The organism is Rhodovibrio salinarum DSM 9154, from assembly GCF_000515255.1.
In the GTDB taxonomy this organism is placed as follows: Bacteria; Pseudomonadota; Alphaproteobacteria; order Kiloniellales; family Rhodovibrionaceae; genus Rhodovibrio; species Rhodovibrio salinarum.
The window spans coordinates 2,523,441-2,539,301 of record NZ_KI911559.1; the positions used below are offsets into that span (position 1 = coordinate 2,523,441).

Annotated in this window: 15 protein-coding genes; 6 read left to right on the forward strand and 9 right to left on the reverse strand. The window is 64.4% G+C overall.

Features of this window, described 5'->3' with window-relative positions:
• Nucleotides 1-5: 5 nt before the first annotated feature.
• The 9 genes from RHOSA_RS0111675 to RHOSA_RS24270 all read right to left on the reverse strand — a co-directional run bounded on the left by RHOSA_RS0111675 (nucleotide 6) and on the right by RHOSA_RS24270 (nucleotide 9,888).
• On the reverse strand, nucleotides 6-2,369 hold the full coding sequence (locus tag RHOSA_RS0111675) for a xanthine dehydrogenase family protein molybdopterin-binding subunit (protein ID WP_027288815.1): 2,364 nt from the start codon (nucleotides 2,367-2,369) through the stop codon (nucleotides 6-8).
• 4 nt (nucleotides 2,370-2,373) lie between these two features.
• Nucleotides 2,374-2,841, reverse strand: coding sequence for a (2Fe-2S)-binding protein (locus RHOSA_RS0111680; RefSeq protein ID WP_027288816.1), 468 nt, complete (start codon nucleotides 2,839-2,841; stop codon nucleotides 2,374-2,376).
• Between the two features lie 177 nt (nucleotides 2,842-3,018).
• The gene (locus tag RHOSA_RS24765) at nucleotides 3,019-3,789 is read right to left on the reverse strand and encodes an SRPBCC family protein (protein WP_027288817.1); all 771 of its coding nucleotides are present in this window, start codon (nucleotides 3,787-3,789) and stop codon (nucleotides 3,019-3,021) included.
• A gap of 195 nt (nucleotides 3,790-3,984) precedes the next feature.
• The gene (locus RHOSA_RS0111690) at nucleotides 3,985-4,833 is read right to left on the reverse strand and encodes an ABC transporter ATP-binding protein (RefSeq protein WP_051432078.1); all 849 of its coding nucleotides are present in this window, start codon (nucleotides 4,831-4,833) and stop codon (nucleotides 3,985-3,987) included.
• Nucleotides 4,833-5,576, reverse strand: a complete 744-nt coding sequence (locus tag RHOSA_RS0111695; protein ID WP_027288819.1) for an ABC transporter ATP-binding protein — start codon at nucleotides 5,574-5,576, stop codon at nucleotides 4,833-4,835. The genes RHOSA_RS0111690 and RHOSA_RS0111695 overlap by 1 nt, the downstream gene beginning before the upstream one ends.
• Complete coding sequence (locus tag RHOSA_RS22070; protein WP_081728678.1) at nucleotides 5,573-6,664, reverse strand: branched-chain amino acid ABC transporter permease; 1,092 nt, start codon at nucleotides 6,662-6,664, stop codon at nucleotides 5,573-5,575. The genes RHOSA_RS0111695 and RHOSA_RS22070 overlap by 4 nt, the downstream gene beginning before the upstream one ends.
• Nucleotides 6,661-7,560, reverse strand: coding sequence for a branched-chain amino acid ABC transporter permease (locus RHOSA_RS0111705; protein ID WP_027288820.1), 900 nt, complete (start codon nucleotides 7,558-7,560; stop codon nucleotides 6,661-6,663). Before RHOSA_RS0111705 ends, RHOSA_RS22070 begins: the two co-directional genes overlap by 4 nt.
• Nucleotides 7,561-7,713: 153 nt before the next feature.
• Nucleotides 7,714-8,958, reverse strand: a complete 1,245-nt coding sequence (locus RHOSA_RS0111710; protein WP_027288821.1) for an amino acid ABC transporter substrate-binding protein — start codon at nucleotides 8,956-8,958, stop codon at nucleotides 7,714-7,716.
• Between the two features lie 270 nt (nucleotides 8,959-9,228).
• Entirely contained in the window at nucleotides 9,229-9,888 is a 660-nt protein-coding gene (locus RHOSA_RS24270; protein WP_169816629.1) for a response regulator transcription factor, read from the reverse strand.
• 321 nt (nucleotides 9,889-10,209) lie between these two features.
• Here RHOSA_RS24270 and RHOSA_RS22080 point away from each other — a divergent pair, with 321 nt between their 5' ends.
• The 6 genes from RHOSA_RS22080 to RHOSA_RS22090 are packed head-to-tail and all read left to right on the forward strand — an operon-like array spanning nucleotide 10,210 to nucleotide 15,855.
• Entirely contained in the window at nucleotides 10,210-12,591 is a 2,382-nt protein-coding gene (locus tag RHOSA_RS22080) for a putative monovalent cation/H+ antiporter subunit A (protein ID WP_200372031.1), read from the forward strand.
• Complete coding sequence (locus RHOSA_RS0111725) at nucleotides 12,588-13,007, forward strand: Na+/H+ antiporter subunit B (RefSeq protein WP_027288822.1); 420 nt, start codon at nucleotides 12,588-12,590, stop codon at nucleotides 13,005-13,007. Before RHOSA_RS22080 ends, RHOSA_RS0111725 begins: the two co-directional genes overlap by 4 nt.
• Nucleotide 13,008: 1 nt before the next feature.
• Entirely contained in the window at nucleotides 13,009-13,440 is a 432-nt protein-coding gene (locus tag RHOSA_RS22085) for a Na+/H+ antiporter subunit C (RefSeq protein ID WP_051432080.1), read from the forward strand.
• Nucleotides 13,437-14,966: a Na+/H+ antiporter subunit D gene (locus tag RHOSA_RS0111735; protein ID WP_027288823.1), complete on the forward strand. Its 1,530-nt coding sequence runs from the start codon at nucleotides 13,437-13,439 to the stop codon at nucleotides 14,964-14,966. The genes RHOSA_RS22085 and RHOSA_RS0111735 overlap by 4 nt, the downstream gene beginning before the upstream one ends.
• On the forward strand, nucleotides 14,963-15,523 hold the full coding sequence (locus RHOSA_RS0111740; RefSeq protein WP_081728679.1) for a Na+/H+ antiporter subunit E: 561 nt from the start codon (nucleotides 14,963-14,965) through the stop codon (nucleotides 15,521-15,523). The genes RHOSA_RS0111735 and RHOSA_RS0111740 overlap by 4 nt, the downstream gene beginning before the upstream one ends.
• Entirely contained in the window at nucleotides 15,520-15,855 is a 336-nt protein-coding gene (locus tag RHOSA_RS22090; RefSeq protein ID WP_051432081.1) for an MrpF/PhaF family protein, read from the forward strand. Before RHOSA_RS0111740 ends, RHOSA_RS22090 begins: the two co-directional genes overlap by 4 nt.
• The last annotated feature ends 6 nt before the right edge of the window (nucleotides 15,856-15,861 follow it).

The window sequence follows — 15,861 nt, forward strand, 5'->3', positions numbered from 1 at the left end:
CCTCCCTATTCGGCCGCCGGGGCCAGGCGCTGCTGCGCCAGGCGCCAGACCTTCTCGCGGGTTGCCGGCATCTGAATCTCCTCGGTGCCGAGCGCGTCGGTGATGGCGTTCATCAACGCCGCCGGCGCGGCGATCGCGCCGGCCTCGCCGCAGCCCTTGGCACCGACCGGATTGTGCGGGCAGGGGGTTTCAGTCATGCCGACCCGGAAAGAGGGCAGGTCGTCCGCGCGCGGCATGGTGTAGTCCTGGTAGGAACCGGTCACGAGCTGCCCACTGTCGGGGTCATAGACCGCATTCTCCAACAGCGCCTGACCGACCCCCTGGGCGATGCCGCCGTGCACCTGTCCTTCCACGATCATCGGATTGATCACCCGGCCGAAATCGTCGACGGCAACCCAGTCCGCGATCTCGGTCTCGCCAGTATCCGGATCGATTTCGATCTCGGCGATGTGCACGCCAGATGGGTAGGTAAAGTTTGCGGGATCGTAGAAGGCTGTCTCGTCCAGCCCCGGCTCCACGTCTTGCGGGAAGTCGTGCGGGACGTAGGCGGCGAAGGCGATCTCACCGATCGACTTGGTCTTATCCGTGCCAGCGACGCGGAAAGTGCCACTGTCGAACTCGATGTCGTCGACCGACGCCTCCAGCATGTGCGCGGCGATCTTCTTGCCCTTTTCAACCACCTTGTCGCAGGCCCGCAGGATCGCCGAACCGCCGACCGCCAACGAGCGCGAGCCGTAGGTGCCCATGCCCATCGGGATGCGGCCGGTGTCGCCGTGGACGATATCGACGTTGTTGTAATCGGTACCGAACTTGTCCGCGACCATCTGGGCAAAGGTCGTCTCGTGCCCCTGGCCGTGGCTGTGGCTGCCGGTGAAGACCGAGATCGAGCCGGTGGCGTTGAAGCGCACCTGCGCACTCTCCCATAGGCCAACCCCAGCGCCGAGCGCGCCGACCACCTGCGAGGGCGCGATGCCGCACGCCTCGATGTAGGCGGAGAAGCCGATCCCGCGCAGCTTGCCCTTACGCTCGCTCTCCTGCCGGCGTTGGGCAAAGTTCGGGTAGTCGATCATCTTCAAGGCTTCGTCCAGCGCCAGCTCGTACTGGCCGCTGTCGTAGGTCAGGGCGACCGGCGTCTGATAGGGGAACTCGTCCGGCTGGACGAAGTTGCGCCGCCGGATTTCCGCCGGGTCCATGTTCATGTCCCGGGCACAGCGCTCGACCAGCCGCTCGACGACATAGGTCGCTTCCGGACGACCGGCACCGCGGTAGGCGTCGACCGGGGCGGTATTGGTGAACACCGCCTTCACATTGCCGTGGATCGCGGGGGTCTTGTACTGCCCGGCCAGCAAGGTGCCGTAGAGGTAGGTCGGCACGGCGGTGGCGAAGTTGGACAGGTAGGCGCCCAGGTTGGCCAGCGTGTCGACCCGCATGCCCAGGAATTTGCCGTCCTTGTCCATCGCCATTTCGGCGGTGGTGATGTGGTCGCGGCCGTGCGCATCGGCCTGGAAGGCTTCGGTACGGGTAGCCAGCCACTTGATCGGCCGGCCGTTGAGCTTTTTCGACGCCCAGACGCAGACCGTTTCCTCGGCATAGCAGTAGATCTTGGAGCCGAACCCGCCGCCGACGTCCGGCGCGACCACGCGCACCTTGTGCTCTGGCAGGTTGAGCACGAAGGCGCACAGGATCAGCCGCAGCAGATGCGGGTTCTGACTGGTCGAGTAGAGCGTGTACTCGTCGGTCCCCGGATCGTATTCGCCGATCGCCGCGCGCGGCTCGATCGCGTTGGGGATCAGGCGGTTGTTGACCAACTCGATCTTTGAGACGCGGTCGGCCTTGGCGAAGGCGTCGTCGGTCGCCTGCTTGTCGCCGATCTCCCAATCGAAGCAGAGGTTGTCCGGCGCCTCGTCATGGACCTGTGGGCCGTTCAGCGCCTTGCCGGTCTCGACCACCGCATCCAGCGGCTCGTAGTCGACCTCGACCAGCTCGGCGGCGTCGCGCGCCTGGGCATCAGTCTCCGCAACCACGAAGGCGACGTGGTCGCCGACGTAGCGCACCCTGTCGCGCGCCAGCGGCCAGTGAGGCGGTGCCTTGTGCGGATTGCCGTGCTTATCGGTGACGGTCCAGCCGCAAGGCAGCGAGCCGACGCCGTCGGCCTCCATATCCTTGCCGGTAAAGACCGCGACCACGCCCGGCGCCTGTTCGGCCTGGCTGGTGTCGATGCTCTTGATCCGCGCATGCGCCATCTCGGAGCGCACAAACACCCCAAAAGCCTGACCCTGACGGTTGAAATCGTCGGTGTAGTGGCCGCGACCGGTCAGGAAGCGGTTGTCCTCCTTGCGCAGAACGCGCTGGGCACCTGTGTCCGGCATGACCTCACCCCCTCATGTCCTTAGCGGCATGCTGAATCGCCTTGACGATGTTGTGATAGCCCGTGCAGCGGCAGATGTTGCCCTCGAGCCACTCCCGAACCTCGTGTTCGTTCGGATCGGGGTTGCGCTGCACCAGATCGACCGCGCTCATCACCATGCCGGGGGTGCAAAAGCCGCACTGCAGTCCGTGATGTTCCTTGAACGCGGCTTGCATGGGGTGAAGCTCGCCGTTCTTGGCCAGGCCTTCGATCGTCGTGATCTCACAGCCATCGGCCTGCATCGCGAGCATGGTGCAGGCCTTCTGCGACGTGCCGTCGACGTGCACGACGCAAGCGCCGCACTGACTGGTATCGCAGCCGACGTGCGTGCCGGTCAGATGCAATTCATTGCGCAGGAAATCCACGAGCAGTGTGCGCGGGTCGACCTCTCGGCTGACCTGCTGCCCGTTCACCGTCATCGTCACGGTGGGCATACCTACCTCCCTCATGTGGCCCATCCGGCCCACCTGGACTTTGGTGGCAGGCCGGCCTGTCGCGTTCATTCTTGCCCGGCTTACTGTCCGGGATTGTAGCTTAGCCTGTATTGGAGTGTGCGAGCGCCCCCATAGCAGGTCAAGCGCGCGTGCGGCGGTTGCAGACCTGGGGCGTGCTCACAACGCAAAGATGGCGAGCAGCGCGATGACCACCGCAATCAACCCCGCGACCCAGACAGGGTAGGGGACGATCATCTTGTCGTCGCGGGTACCCACGTCCTTGCCCTTCTCTTGCTGGGATGCCTGGGCAGCCTGCTTGGCCTGCGCATCGTCCCGGGCGGTCTGAGCGTTTTCGCCGGCGGTCTCCGGGTAGGTGCCGGCAGCCTGCGCAGCGGCGTGCGCCGCATCGGACTCGGCCTTCTGCGCCGAACCGGTCTCCGGCGTGCTCTGTTCCCCCTGAGCTGCCGCGGCGTCAGCTTGCGCCCCGGCCGTCTCGCCGGCTGCGCCGCCGCCAACGATGTCCTCAAACTTGTCGAAGAACTGTTTGGCGTACTTGTTCGCCGTCGACTGGATCAGTCGCTGGCCAAGCTGGGCCAACTTGCCGCCGACCTGGGCGTCCACCTTGTAGGACAGCTTGGTCTGCTCCGCATCGAGCTCTTCCAGCTTGACGTCGGCACCGCCCTTGGCGAAGCCCGCTGCACCGCCGCTGCCCTCGCCGGAGATCGTGTAGCTTTCCGGCGGGTTCAGGTTGGACAGGGTCACCTTGCCGGAGAAGCGCGAGTTCACCGGCCCGACCTTGGCTTTGACCTTCGCGGAGAACTCGTTGTCGTCGGACTGCTCGATCTCCTCGCAGCCCGGGATGCACTGCTTCAGGATCTCGGGATCGTTCAGGGCCTCCCAGACCTTCTGACGGTCGGCCTGGATGGTGTGCTCGCCGGTCAATTCCATCGCGCGGGTCTCCTCGAAAGCGGTTCGGGTGCCGGCGGACCGCGCTGGGTCTTGGAGAGCGCGGCCCAGAGCGCCGGAGGTGAAAGAGCGTTGAAGTCAACCTACCCTACGCTGTACGCGCGCGGTGGGGTGCGGCGCAAGCGCGCGGGTGTGATGGCTGTGGGTCCGTTCTGCGCCTTCACCGCAAGGGCAAGATCAGCCGCCCAGGAACAGTTTTGCGACTTCGTCATCGTTCAGCAGATCGGTACCCGGACCCGCCATAGCAAGCTGGCCGGCAACCAGGACGTAGCCGACGTCGGCGAACTCCAGACCCTTCTTGGCGTTCTGCTCGACCAGCAGAATGGTCTTTGCGTCGGTTTCCTTCAGGTCGGCCAGAATCTGGAAGACCATTTCGATGAACCGAGGTTCCAGGCCGATCGACGGCTCGTCGACCAGCAACACCGACGGGTCCATAACCAGCGCCCGGCTGATCTCCAGCAGCCGACGCTCACCACCCGACAACACCCCAGCGCGCTGGTTCTTGCGCTCGGCCAGGCGCGGGTATTTCTCGAACACCCGATCGGCCGCCTGTTTGGCTTCCTTCTTCGTCTCCAGAAGATAGCCACCCATCAGCAGGTTTTCCTCGACGCTCAGGTCGGGGAACACGGAATTGTCCTGCAGGATGTAAGCGATGCCCGCACGGGCCAGCTTATCCTTGGGCGAAAGACGCGTCACATCGCGTCCCTGCACCTTGACCGCACCATCGAAGATGTTGGTGAAGCCGAACACCGAATGCAGCACGGTCGATTTGCCCGCACCGTTCGGCCCGATCAGGCAGAGCGACTGGCCCGAGCCGACCATTAGATCGAGGTCGTGCAGAATCTCCATCTTGCCGTACCCGGCGGTCAGGCCTGCGATCTCCAGATGCGGCTCCCCCCGGCACAACTCCTTCAGGCGCGTCCTGTCCGGGGCATTCTCGGACAACTGCCGAGCCTGTCGGGCGACCTCGTCAACCGACAGCGCGCTGGTCAGGCCGGTGCGTTCGGTGCTGCTATGCTGCGCCATCACTGGCCTCCCAAATAGGCGTCGATCACGCGTGGATCGGCGCGCACCGCCTCCGGGTCGCCGTCGGCCAGCATCTGGCCGTGCGCCAGGCAGTAGATCCGCTGGGCGAGCGACATGATCACGCGCATGTTGTGCTCGATCACCAACAGCGTGATGCCGAGTTCCCGGTTGGCGTAGACCAGTCGCTCCAGCAGGCCGTTGATCAGCGTCGGGTTGATGCCGGCTGTGGGCTCGTCGAGCAGCAGCATTCTCGGCTTGTTCATCAACGCCATAGCGAACTCGAGCAGCTTCTGCTGACCGAACGACAGCTCGCCTGCCTGCAGGTTGCGCTTGGCGTACAAGCCGACCAGTTCGAGCAGGTCGTAGGCTTCCTGGTAGTCCGCATCATCGAAGTCGGCGAGCATCGTGCCCAACGTCTCGTTCGTGTGCGGGCGCGAGATCAGCATGTTCTCGACACAGGTCATCTTTTTGTAGATGCGCGTCTGCTGGAAGGTGCGCAGCAACCCGCGCCGGGCGATGTGCGGCACGCGCAAACGGGAGAGCTCTTCGCCACGGAATGTGATCGAGCCTGTGTCGATCGGGTGGTAGCCGACGATCGAATTGAACAGCGTGGTCTTGCCCGAACCGTTCGGCCCGATGATTCCGACGATCTCGCCGTCGGCCACCTGCAGGGAGATGTCCTGGTTCGCCCGTATGCCGCCGAACGACTTGGAGACATGACTAACCTGAAGCAGCGGGGTCATCGGCTGCCTCCCTGTTGGGCGGGATCCGTGCTGACGGCGGCGCTCTCGTCGACCGTGTAGCCGAATTTCTCCGGCCACTTGTCGCGGAGGTAGCCGACAATGCCTTTGGGGAAGAACACCACGATCAGAACGATCAGCAGGCCGAGCGCCACCCGCTGCCAGCCGAGCAGGTAGGTCCAGAACAGTTCCTGGGTGACGTGGAAGACGGCCGCGCCCACCACCGGGCCCCAAAGCGTGCCCTTGCCGCCGAGCACGGTCATCAGGACCATCCACACGCCGTAGGTGACGCCGGCGAAGGCGACCGTACGGGGATCGATGAAGCCGACGATGTTGCCCACGATGCCGCCGGCGAAGGCGGTGAAGAAGGCGCTGACGCACCAGGCCACCGTCTTGTAGCGGGTGGTGTGCAGGCCCATCGCCTCCGCCTTGTCCTCGTCGTCGCGGATCGCGTTGAGGGCGAGACCGAACCGGCCGCGGCGCAGGCGCTTGAGCGTGAAGAAGGTCGCCACCGTAAGCACGAAGGCGATGTAGTAGAACACCTGGGTGCGGTCGAAGCTGCCCGGGAACTGCGGCGGCACCATGCCGGAACCCGCCCCGATCCAATCCCAACCGGCCGCAAGTTCCGCCGCCGCGATGCCAAGGCCCAAGGTGCCGATGGCGAAATAGTGCCCCCGGAGCCCCAGCATGCCGAGACCCAGGACGCCCGCGAGCACGACCGAGAGGAGCGCGCCTGCGACCATGCCGGCGGCCAGACCGATGAAGTACTGGCTCGCCGTCAGCTGCAGCTCCAATCCTCCCTTGGCGGCGGTATAGGCGGCGACGTCGGCGTAGAGACCGACCTGCACGACCGAGGTCGCATACATGCCGACGCCGAAGAAGACGATGTTACCGAACGAGTTATAACCCATCTCGCCGCCCATCACGTTCCAACACAGCGCGATGACGACGAGCACCCAAAGGAAGGCGAACTGGGTCGTGAACGCCGGAAACACCAGCGGCGCAGCGATCGAAATGGCGAGCAGGGCGCCGTAGCCGCCGGTCAGGCGCACTGTCGTGCCCCTGGCAAAGCCGCGCGACGGCGCGGTCATCTCAGCACCTCCCGCTTGCGCTGCAGACGCAGGTTGCGCACCACCAAAATCACCACCAGCAGCAAGAACACGAACGCGTTCTGGTATTCCGCGCCCAACATGAAACCGGCGAACTGCTCGGCCACGCCGAGGCCGAAGGAGGACGCGATCACCCCCGGCAGATTCCCTAGACCGGCGACCACCACGATGGTGAAGGAGCGCACCGTATAGATCAGACCCTGGTAGGGGTGGATGGTGAAGGCCATCACCACGATCGCGCCGGCCGCGCCGCATACGGCCGCGTTCAGGCCGTAGGTAAAGGCATACACCCGATCGGTGTCGATCCCTAGGATGCGTGCGGCCCGTGGGTTCTGGGCGGTGGCGCGGATCGCCTGGCCCATGCGCGAGGAACGCATGAAGACCGTCAGCACCACCGCGATCACACCCGCCAGCACGAAGCCCAGCACCTTGGTCTGGCTGATCGAGACCATCGAATTGAAGAAGTACCAGCTCCCCAGGCCGCTCTCGAGCGTACGCACGTCAGAGCCGAAGATCTGGTTCATCAGCTGCTGAAACAGGATCGACAGTCCGAAGGTGGCCAGGATCGAGGTGAACAGGTCACGATCGACAACCCGGAAGATAATCGTCTGATAGGCTAGCCAGCCGATCGCGAACAGCACGGCGGCGGCGACAGGGATGCCGAGCAGGGTGGGCAGGCCCCACTGACTAAGCGCGAAGGCGACGAAGCCGCCCAGCATGACCCATTCGCCCTGTACAATGTTGATGATGTTCATGACGCCCCAGACGAGCGCCATCCCGTAAGCGGCGAGTGCGAACACGCCGCCCAGCAGAATGCCTTCGATTACCAGTTGAAGAGCGAGCGGCGGTGCCTGCAGCAGAAGGGACAGGTTATCCATTTCTCAGGTCACGGCGTCCTTGTGCGCGCAACGCAGCCCTCCGTATGCCTCAGGCAACGTACGGGGGACCGCATCGCATTACGGCGGGTAAAAGGGGGCCGGCGGGGTGGTCCACACCGAGCACCGGTCACCCGGCGGAGCAGTTTAAAGCGCTTAACGCTCGGACCACTTCGGCATCGGGTAACGCACCTCGGCGCTGGCATACTCGGTCGGAGCAACGACCTTATATTCGCCGTCCTGAACCTGGTAGAGCACCATCGGCTTGGCGGTGTTCTTGCCGGTGTCGTCGAAGTTCACCGGGCCGTAGAAGGTCATCAGATCGGTCGCCTGCAGGGCGTCACGCACCGCCTTCTTGTCCAGGCTGCCCGCCCGCTCGAAGGCGTCCTTGTAGACCAGCACGGCCGCTGCGGATTCCGCCGACTGATACGGCGGCGCATAGTCATAACGCGCCTCGAAGTCCGCTGCGAAATCGCTGGCCGAACCGAAATAATCGTCGCTGTAGGTCAGCGACGGCGCCCACTGGCTGGCGCACAGCGTGTATTCAGCCTTGTCGCCGAACTTCTGGATGATCTGCGCGCTGTCGCAGTGGGTCATCGCCAGCATCGGTACGTCGACGCGCATTTCGGACATCTGCCGGATCGCCAGGGCCGCGCCCTTGGAGTGGCCGGAGACGACCATCATGTCCGGGCTCTTCGCCTTCACTTTGATCAGCGTCGAGGACATGTCGTTGATCTCCGGCGGCAGCTTGTCGTCGACCACCAGTTCCATGCCGTGCTCTTCGGCGTCGGCAATCACGCCGGCGCGGATATCCTGGCTGAAGGGGTCGTTTTCGAAAACACCGGCGATGGTCATCTCGGACGGGTCCATGCCGTCCTTCTCCGCCAGTTCCGCGCGCAGCTGAACCGCGCTCGCGAGATACTGCTCGCTGGTCGACAGCACGGCGAACAGGTACTCGTACCCCTGTGTGAACAGCGAACGGGAAGCGCCGTTCGCTTCCACCATCGGCACGCCGTACTGCTCGGTGACCGGGGCGATCGCCTTGGTCATACCGGACGAGTAGGGGCCCAGGACGAACTTCACGCCGTCCTGCTGGATCAGCCGCTCGGCGAGCTGTGCGCCACGTGCCGGCGTGGACTCGTCGTCGTAGTAAGTGACCTCAAGCTTATAGGTCTTGTCGCCGACTTCGACGCCGCCCATCGAATTGATGCGGTCGACGGCCATGTCGTAGCCGTTCTTGGTGTGCCCACCGTTCGTGGAGTACTTGCCGGTGAGGGAAATCGCGGCACCCAGCGTGATGGTGCCGTCGAACTGCGCATCGTCGGCTGCCGAGACCGGTGCTGTGATTGCACACGCGGCCAAACCGGCAAGCCCGACGGTCAGCTTGCGGAAAGCAGTCATAGCGTGAACCTCCCCAGGTTTTTAATTTTTTTGATCGACGGGCGCCCACGGCTCGCATTGTTCGACTGCGGCTTCAATGATGGGCGCACGCCGGCATTCTCCATTCGGCAAGCAAGTTTGCCACACAAAGGCACGCCAAACAGACCAGTTTATAAAGCGGAAGGTAAAGACAACCTGCGTGGGACGCAACTAAGGCCGGTTCACGGCTTAGCGATCACGCCGAGACGATCTTAGTGACAATCCGGGGCAGAAGAGCAGCCCCTCATGTGCTCATGCCGGGTCGTTCATGCGACTGGCGCACAGCGCGACATCCACGCGGTTTCGCATGCCCAGCTGGCGGATCACCCGGTGGACGTAAATTCGGATCGTGCCCTCGCGCAGACCAAGGGTTTCGGCGATATCCCGGTTGGCGTAGCCCTTGCCAAGAAGCTCCATGACCTGCCGTTCGCGCCGGGTCAGGCGCCGGGCGCGACGCTCCAGTTCGGGATCATCGAGTTGCGGGGCCGGTGGCGCGGGTGGCCGCTCGGTCGGCAGATAGGCACGTTCGCCCGCCCGCACACGCCGGATCACCTCCATCGTGTCGTCGCGCCCGGCATCGAAGTGCATATAGCCAAGCAGGCCGAGCGCGCGGACATACTGAGCCACATCCAGGTCCGGTTCCGGGCTCGCAGCGATCAGGTGGGCGTGTGGGTGTTCGCCGCGCAGACGTTCGAGCCCTTGGAAATGCCGTGGACTGGCTGCGCCGCAAACATAGATCACGGCGGAACTCGGATCCGCTTGAAGCCGTTCTGCAACGATATGGTCGCTCTCTGCGGGAATGATCTCCACAGGAAGCTGCATATGTTCGAGGACATGCACGCCCGCGGCGATGCACCAGGTGAGGCCAGCTGTAATCACCACCGGGGGGTCGCGGTGGTCGGTAGACGACACCGTTTTAATCTCCATTGCAGATAGCGCCGGCGGGTCGCACGAGAGGGGACTCGGAATGCGCACGTATGCAAAGGACCGTAGGGCAGTCCGCTTGTTAACGCATTACGCGTTTAGAACGACGTTGAAGCGATATTTGCGACCAGAACGCGACATTCAGCATTCGGGCGGGCGCAAACGCCTTGCATGGGATGGACAAAATCAAGCCCAACCGGAATCGCTTGCGTGCGGGTTGCGCTGATCAGTAGGTTGCGGGCTTCAAGGGGGCAGGTCCGACGACCTCATGACAACAACCGAACCGAAAGGCGAGGCCGTCAGCCGACCATGATGTCATCTGCCGTCATATCCGGGTTCGTGTTGGGCGCGCTGGCGCCATGGCTGACCCGGAGGTTGGGTGCGTACGTGCACTGGCTGCTGGCACTGTTGCCAGCCGCATTGTTCGCCTATTTCGCGCAGTTCCTGCCGACGATCGCAGCGGGCAACACCGTTCGCGTCGCCAGCGAATGGGTGCCGGGGCTGGACGTTACGCTGTCGTTCTACCTGGACGGGCTCAGCCTGATCTTCGCCTTGCTGATCACCGGGATCGGCACCTTCATCGTGCTGTACACCGGCGGTTACCTGCACGGGCACCATCACCTCGGCCGGTTCTTCCTCTACCTGCTCTCGTTCATGGGCTCGATGCTGGGGCTCGTGCTGGCGGACAACGTGATCACGCTGTTCGTCTTCTGGGAGCTGACCTCGATCACCTCGTTCCTGCTGATCGGTTTCAACCACACCGAGGCGAAGTCGCGCCGCGCGGCGATGCAGGCCCTGGTGGTCACCGGCGGTGGCGGACTGGCGCTGCTGGCGGGTCTGCTGATCATGGCCGCGGTCACGGGGACGACCGAGCTGTCCGAGATTCTGGGTAGTCCCGAGGTCCTGACGTCTTCGGCGCTCTACGTGCCGATGACGATTCTGGTACTGCTGGGCGCCTTCTCGAAATCGGCGCAGTTCCCGCTGCACTTCTGGTTGCCCAATGCGATGGAAGCGCCGACCCCGGTCAGCGCTTACCTGCATAGCTCGACGATGGTAAAGGCCGGCGTCTATCTGCTGGCTCGGCTCAGCCCCGGGCTTGGGGGCACGGAGCTGTGGTTCTATGCGTTGGTGGTTTTCGGCGCGGTCACCATGCTGGTCGGCGGCATCCTGGCGATGCGCCAGAGCGACCTCAAGCTGGTACTCGCCTATACCACCGTGGCCGGTCTTGGCATCTTGACCATGCTGATCGGGCTCGGCGGCGACTACGCCTTCAAGGCGATGGCGCTGTTCCTGATCACGCACGCCTTCTACAAGGGCGGTCTGTTCATGGTCGCCGGCGCGATCGACCACGGCACCGGCACCCGTGACGCCACGCGCCTGGGCGGCCTGGCGCGGCCGATGCCGGCGACTTTCGCCGCAGCCGTCCTGCTCGGCCTGTCGATGGCGGGGATCATCCCGTTCGTCGGCTTCATCGCCAAGGAGGTGATGTACGAGGCCACGCTCCATGTCGGCGCGACGGGCGTTGTTCTGGTGACAGTCGCGGCGGTATTCGGCAACGCCTTCAACGTGGTCGCCGCCGGGATCGTCGGGCTGCGCCCGTTCCTGAGTTCGCACAAATCGACCCCGCACCATCCTCACGAAGCGCCGGTGTCGATGCTCGTGGGGCCGGTCTTGCTGGCCGCACTCGGGTTGTTCTGCGGTGTCGCCTTTCCGCTCACCGCCGAGTTCGTCGCCGCGCCCGTGATGGCGAGCTTGAACGGACTGCCGGTCGGCGACCAGGCGGCGGAACTGTACCTCTGGCACGGCATCAAACCGCCCCTGATTCTGTCACTTGCAACCCTGGCCCTGGGCGCGCTCGGTTTTGTCTTCTGGCCGCAGATGCGCGCCGGGATCGCCGCCATCTTGCGTGCGATCGGCTGGGGACCGGACCACGGCTACGACCAGACCATAACGGGCCTCGAACGACTGGCTTACGCCGTCACGCGGGTGCAGCAAACCGGCTACCTACGCCACTATCTGATGGCGACCTTCCTCGTCGCCGCCGCATTCATCCTCGGGACCCTGATCTGGGTTGGGGGGCTGCCAACCGACTTCCGTTCGCCCACGCTGCTCCTGCCAGAGGTGATCGCGCTCGCGCTCCTGATCGGTGGTGCAATCGTGGCAACGATCGTGTTTAGCCGCGTTGCGGCGGTCGCGGCCGTTAGTGTCGTCGGCTACGCGGTCGCCCTGTTGTTCCTAATCTTCTCCGCGCCGGATCTCGCGTTCACGCAGTTCATGGTGGAGACCCTGACGGTGGTCATCCTGGTGCTGGTGTTGATGCGCGTGCCGCTGGAAGTTAGTGCCTTGCGGACCCGGGCCGGTCGGCTTCGCGACGGCCTGATCGCCATTGCGGTCGGCACCGCGGTCAGCCTGGTACTGCTGACGACAACGCAAGGACCGCTCGACCTGCGGCTCAGCGAGTTCTTCATCGAGAACTCCGTGCCGGTTGCCCATGGCCACAACATCGTCAACGTGATCCTGGTCGACTTCCGTGCACTGGATACGCTGGGCGAGATCTTCGTGGTCACGGTGGCCGGTCTGTCCTGTTTCGGACTGCTGCGCTTAACGCTATCGCGGCGCAAGGCAGCCCGGGCATCGATCCAGCCAGCGCAGCGGACGGACTCGGGCGACATGCCGGGAGGTGAGGCGTGAACTCGATTATCCTGCATACCGCGACCCGGATCCTGACCAGCCTGATCCTGATGTTCTCGATCTACATCCTCTACCGCGGCCACAACGAGCCGGGCGGCGGGTTCATCGGCGGATTGATCGCGGCCAGCGGTATCATCCTCTATTCGGTCTCCTTCGGCAGCAGCTGGGCACGTCACGGTCTGCGCACTTCGGGCCTGTCGATCGCTGGGGCCGGGCTGTTCTTCGCCGCGCTGTCGGGCCTGCTGTCCGCGATCCACGGGCTGCCGTTCCTGACCGGGCTTTGGTACATCCCCAAGCTGGGCATCGAGGCCAAGGTGGCGCTGTCGACACCGCTGCTGTTCGACATCGGTGTCTACCTCGTCGTCGTGGGCGCGCTCAGCACGATCGCCCTGGAGCTGGAGGAGGCGCGCGACTGACATGGAAAGCATCCTCGCCATCGCGGTCGGCATCCTGTTCGCCTGCGCGGTCTTCCTGATCCTGGCGCGCGACCTGATCCGGGTCATGTTGGGTCTCGCGATCCTGTCCAACGCGGCCAACCTGCTGATCTTCACGAGCGGTCGGGTGACCCGAAACGCTCCGCCGATCGTGCCCGAAGGGGTCAAGGTGCCGGAGGGCGTCATCGCCAACCCCTTGCCGCAGGCGCTCATCCTGACCGCGATCGTGATCGGTTTCTCGCTGCTCGCCTTCGCACTGGTGCTGAGTTACCGCGCCTACGCCACGATGCGCACGGTCGACATCGACGCGATGCGCCTGGCAGAGCCGCCATACCCGGACCAGAATGTGCCGAGCGGCGCCGCCGGCCGGCAGCCGGACGCCCATCCCGCCCGCTTGCGTGAGACTGCGGAATGACCCACTGGCTGCTGTTCTGGCCGATTCTGGTCCCGATCCTGACGGCCTCGCTGTGCCTGCTTTTCTGGAGCCGGCCGGATCTGCAGCGGATCGTCTCGCTGCTCGGGACCGGCGTGCTCGCGGCGGGCGTCCTGGCGCTGTTCCGGGAGGTCTGGACAACCGGCATCGTCTCCGTCCAGGCCGGCGACTGGCCAGCGCCGTTCGGCATCACCTTCGTCGCGGACACGCTGTCTGTAACGATGGCAAGCCTGGCGGCCCTGATCGGCCTCGGGGTTGCCATCTATAGCCTGGGGGACATCGGGGCCGAGCGGGAGAACGCTGGCTTTCATCCGCTGTTCCAGGCGCTGCTGACCGGGGTCGGCGGGGCATTCATGACCGGCGACATTTTCAATATGTACGTCTGGTTCGAGGTCATGGTGATCGCCTCGTTCGGGCTGCTGACCCTGGGCGGCGAGCGCGAGCAGGTCGACGGCGGCGTGAAGTACGTGATCCTCAATCTGCTGGCGACCACGCTGATGCTGATCGCGATCGGTCTGCTGTATGGCGTCGTCGGGACGCTGAACCTGGCGGATCTGGCGCGCGTGGTGCCCAACCATCCCGACCAGGGCCTGCTGACCGCGATCGCAGCCCTGTTCCTGCTCGCTTTCGGGATGAAGGCAGCGGTATTCCCGCTCTATTTTTGGCTTCCGGCCAGCTACCACACGCCGGCCGCCGCGATCTCCGCGGTGTTCGCCGCGCTTCTGACCAAGGTCGGAGTCTACGCGCTGATCAGGGTGTTTTCGCTCGTCTTCACGGCAAGCCAGGAGTTCGCCTACACCGTTCTGCTGGTGGTAGGGATCGCGACCATGCTGGTCGGCATCCTGGGCGCGATCACGCAGGACGATGTGCGCCGGGTGCTGTCCTTCAACCTGGTGAGCGGTATCGGCTTTATTTTGGCCGGTGTCGGCCTGGGGACCGCGCTCGGTCTGGCCGGCGCGCTCTACTACACGGTGCACCACATTATCGTGATGTCGGCCCTGTTCATGGTTGCCGGCGTGGCCCAGCGCATTGCCGGCGCACCGGGTCTGACGAACCTGGGCGGTCTGTACCAGAAGCATCCCTGGATCGCGGTGCTGTTCTTCTTCGTGGCGATGTCGCTTGCCGGCGTGCCGCCACTCTCCGGCTTCTGGCCTAAGGTGATCCTGGTAAAGGCGTCGCTCGCGACCGACGCCTATGTCGTCGCGGCGGCAGCCCTGGTGACCGGCCTGTTGACCCTTTATTCGATGGCGAAGGTCTGGGCGCTTGCGTTCTGGAAAACGCAGCCAGAGCATACGGTCGCAGCTGCGGGGCCTGGAATCCTCGAAACGGGCGAAATGAGCCGCAGTGAGCAGCGCCTGACCCTGCTGCCAGTCGCCGCGCTCGCGCTGGCCACGCTGCTGATTGGCCTGTTCGCGCAGCCGCTTCTAACCCTATCCGAACGCGCCGCCGACGAATTGATCAATCATCAGCCCTACGTCACCACCGTGCTGGGAGGGGAGGGCGCATGACGGACCGAGATCCCGAACGCGGCTTTAACGGGAACGCCTCGGCGAGCGACGCCGAAACGGTGGAGGTGCCGCCCACCGCACGGCTCAACGTGTTCGTCCTCAACGTCGTGCTCGCTCTTGGCTGGTCGCTCGCCACTGGCGCCTTCTCGCTGCTCAATCTCGCGGTTGGTTACGTATTGGCATTCCTGGCGCTGTGGCTGCCCTGCCGGATGTGGGGTGAAGATACCTACTTCCGCCGGCCGTGGCGGATTCTACGCCTGGCCGGGATCTTCCTCTGGGAACTGATCGCTTCGGCCGCCACGGTGGCGATCCTGGTGCTGCGCCCCGGGCTCAAGTTCCGCTCGGCGATCGTGGCGGTGCCTCTGGACACCAAGCACGACCTCGGCATCACCCTGTTCGCTAACCTGATCTCGTTGACGCCTGGCACGCTGTCGCTCGACGTGTCCGAAGACCGTAGCACGCTCTACGTCCACACCATGGACACTCAGGATGCCGAGGCGGAAAAACGCGATATGAAGCGAACCTTCGAGGACCCGATCCAAAAGGCGCTGCAATGAACCCATTCAGCGAAGTTACCGGGTTTTTGGAAGCCGCGGTCGCGATCGCCGTGGTCTTGATCGGCGTCTCGCTGCTCCTGACCTTCGTTCGACTGATCAAGGGACCGAGTCTGGCCGACCGGGTGGTCGCCCTCGATCTGCTGACTGTCCTCGCGATGGGCATCGTCGGCCTGCGCGTGATCGCCACGGGCGATGTCTTGTACCTGGAGATCGCGCTCGCCCTCGGCTTGGTCGCCTTTCTGGCGACCGTGTTCTTTGCCCGGCTGATCGAAACGCGCGGAAGCGAGCTGGATCACGGCTACGACGCCGCCGACCGGGCGAAGGAGCGCTAGCGAATG

Bases quoted from the DNA above. Each gene is read 5' to 3' on its own strand.
- RHOSA_RS0111675 (WP_027288815.1), bottom strand. From the start codon at position 2,369: ATGCCGGACACAGGTGCCCAGCGCGTTCTGCGCAAGGAGGACAACCGC.
- RHOSA_RS0111680 (WP_027288816.1), bottom strand. From the start codon at position 2,841: ATGCCCACCGTGACGATGACGGTGAACGGGCAGCAGGTCAGCCGAGAG.
- RHOSA_RS24765 (WP_027288817.1), bottom strand. From the start codon at position 3,789: ATGGAATTGACCGGCGAGCACACCATCCAGGCCGACCGTCAGAAGGTC.
- RHOSA_RS0111690 (WP_051432078.1), bottom strand. From the start codon at position 4,833: ATGGCGCAGCATAGCAGCACCGAACGCACCGGCCTGACCAGCGCGCTG.
- RHOSA_RS0111695 (WP_027288819.1), bottom strand. From the start codon at position 5,576: ATGACCCCGCTGCTTCAGGTTAGTCATGTCTCCAAGTCGTTCGGCGGC.
- RHOSA_RS22070 (WP_081728678.1), bottom strand. From the start codon at position 6,664: ATGACCGCGCCGTCGCGCGGCTTTGCCAGGGGCACGACAGTGCGCCTG.
- RHOSA_RS0111705 (WP_027288820.1), bottom strand. From the start codon at position 7,560: ATGGATAACCTGTCCCTTCTGCTGCAGGCACCGCCGCTCGCTCTTCAA.
- RHOSA_RS0111710 (WP_027288821.1), bottom strand. From the start codon at position 8,958: ATGACTGCTTTCCGCAAGCTGACCGTCGGGCTTGCCGGTTTGGCCGCG.
- RHOSA_RS22080 (WP_200372031.1), top strand. From the start codon at position 10,210: ATGATGTCATCTGCCGTCATATCCGGGTTCGTGTTGGGCGCGCTGGCG.
- RHOSA_RS22085 (WP_051432080.1), top strand. From the start codon at position 13,009: ATGGAAAGCATCCTCGCCATCGCGGTCGGCATCCTGTTCGCCTGCGCG.
- RHOSA_RS0111735 (WP_027288823.1), top strand. From the start codon at position 13,437: ATGACCCACTGGCTGCTGTTCTGGCCGATTCTGGTCCCGATCCTGACG.
- RHOSA_RS0111740 (WP_081728679.1), top strand. From the start codon at position 14,963: ATGACGGACCGAGATCCCGAACGCGGCTTTAACGGGAACGCCTCGGCG.
- RHOSA_RS22090 (WP_051432081.1), top strand. From the start codon at position 15,520: ATGAACCCATTCAGCGAAGTTACCGGGTTTTTGGAAGCCGCGGTCGCG.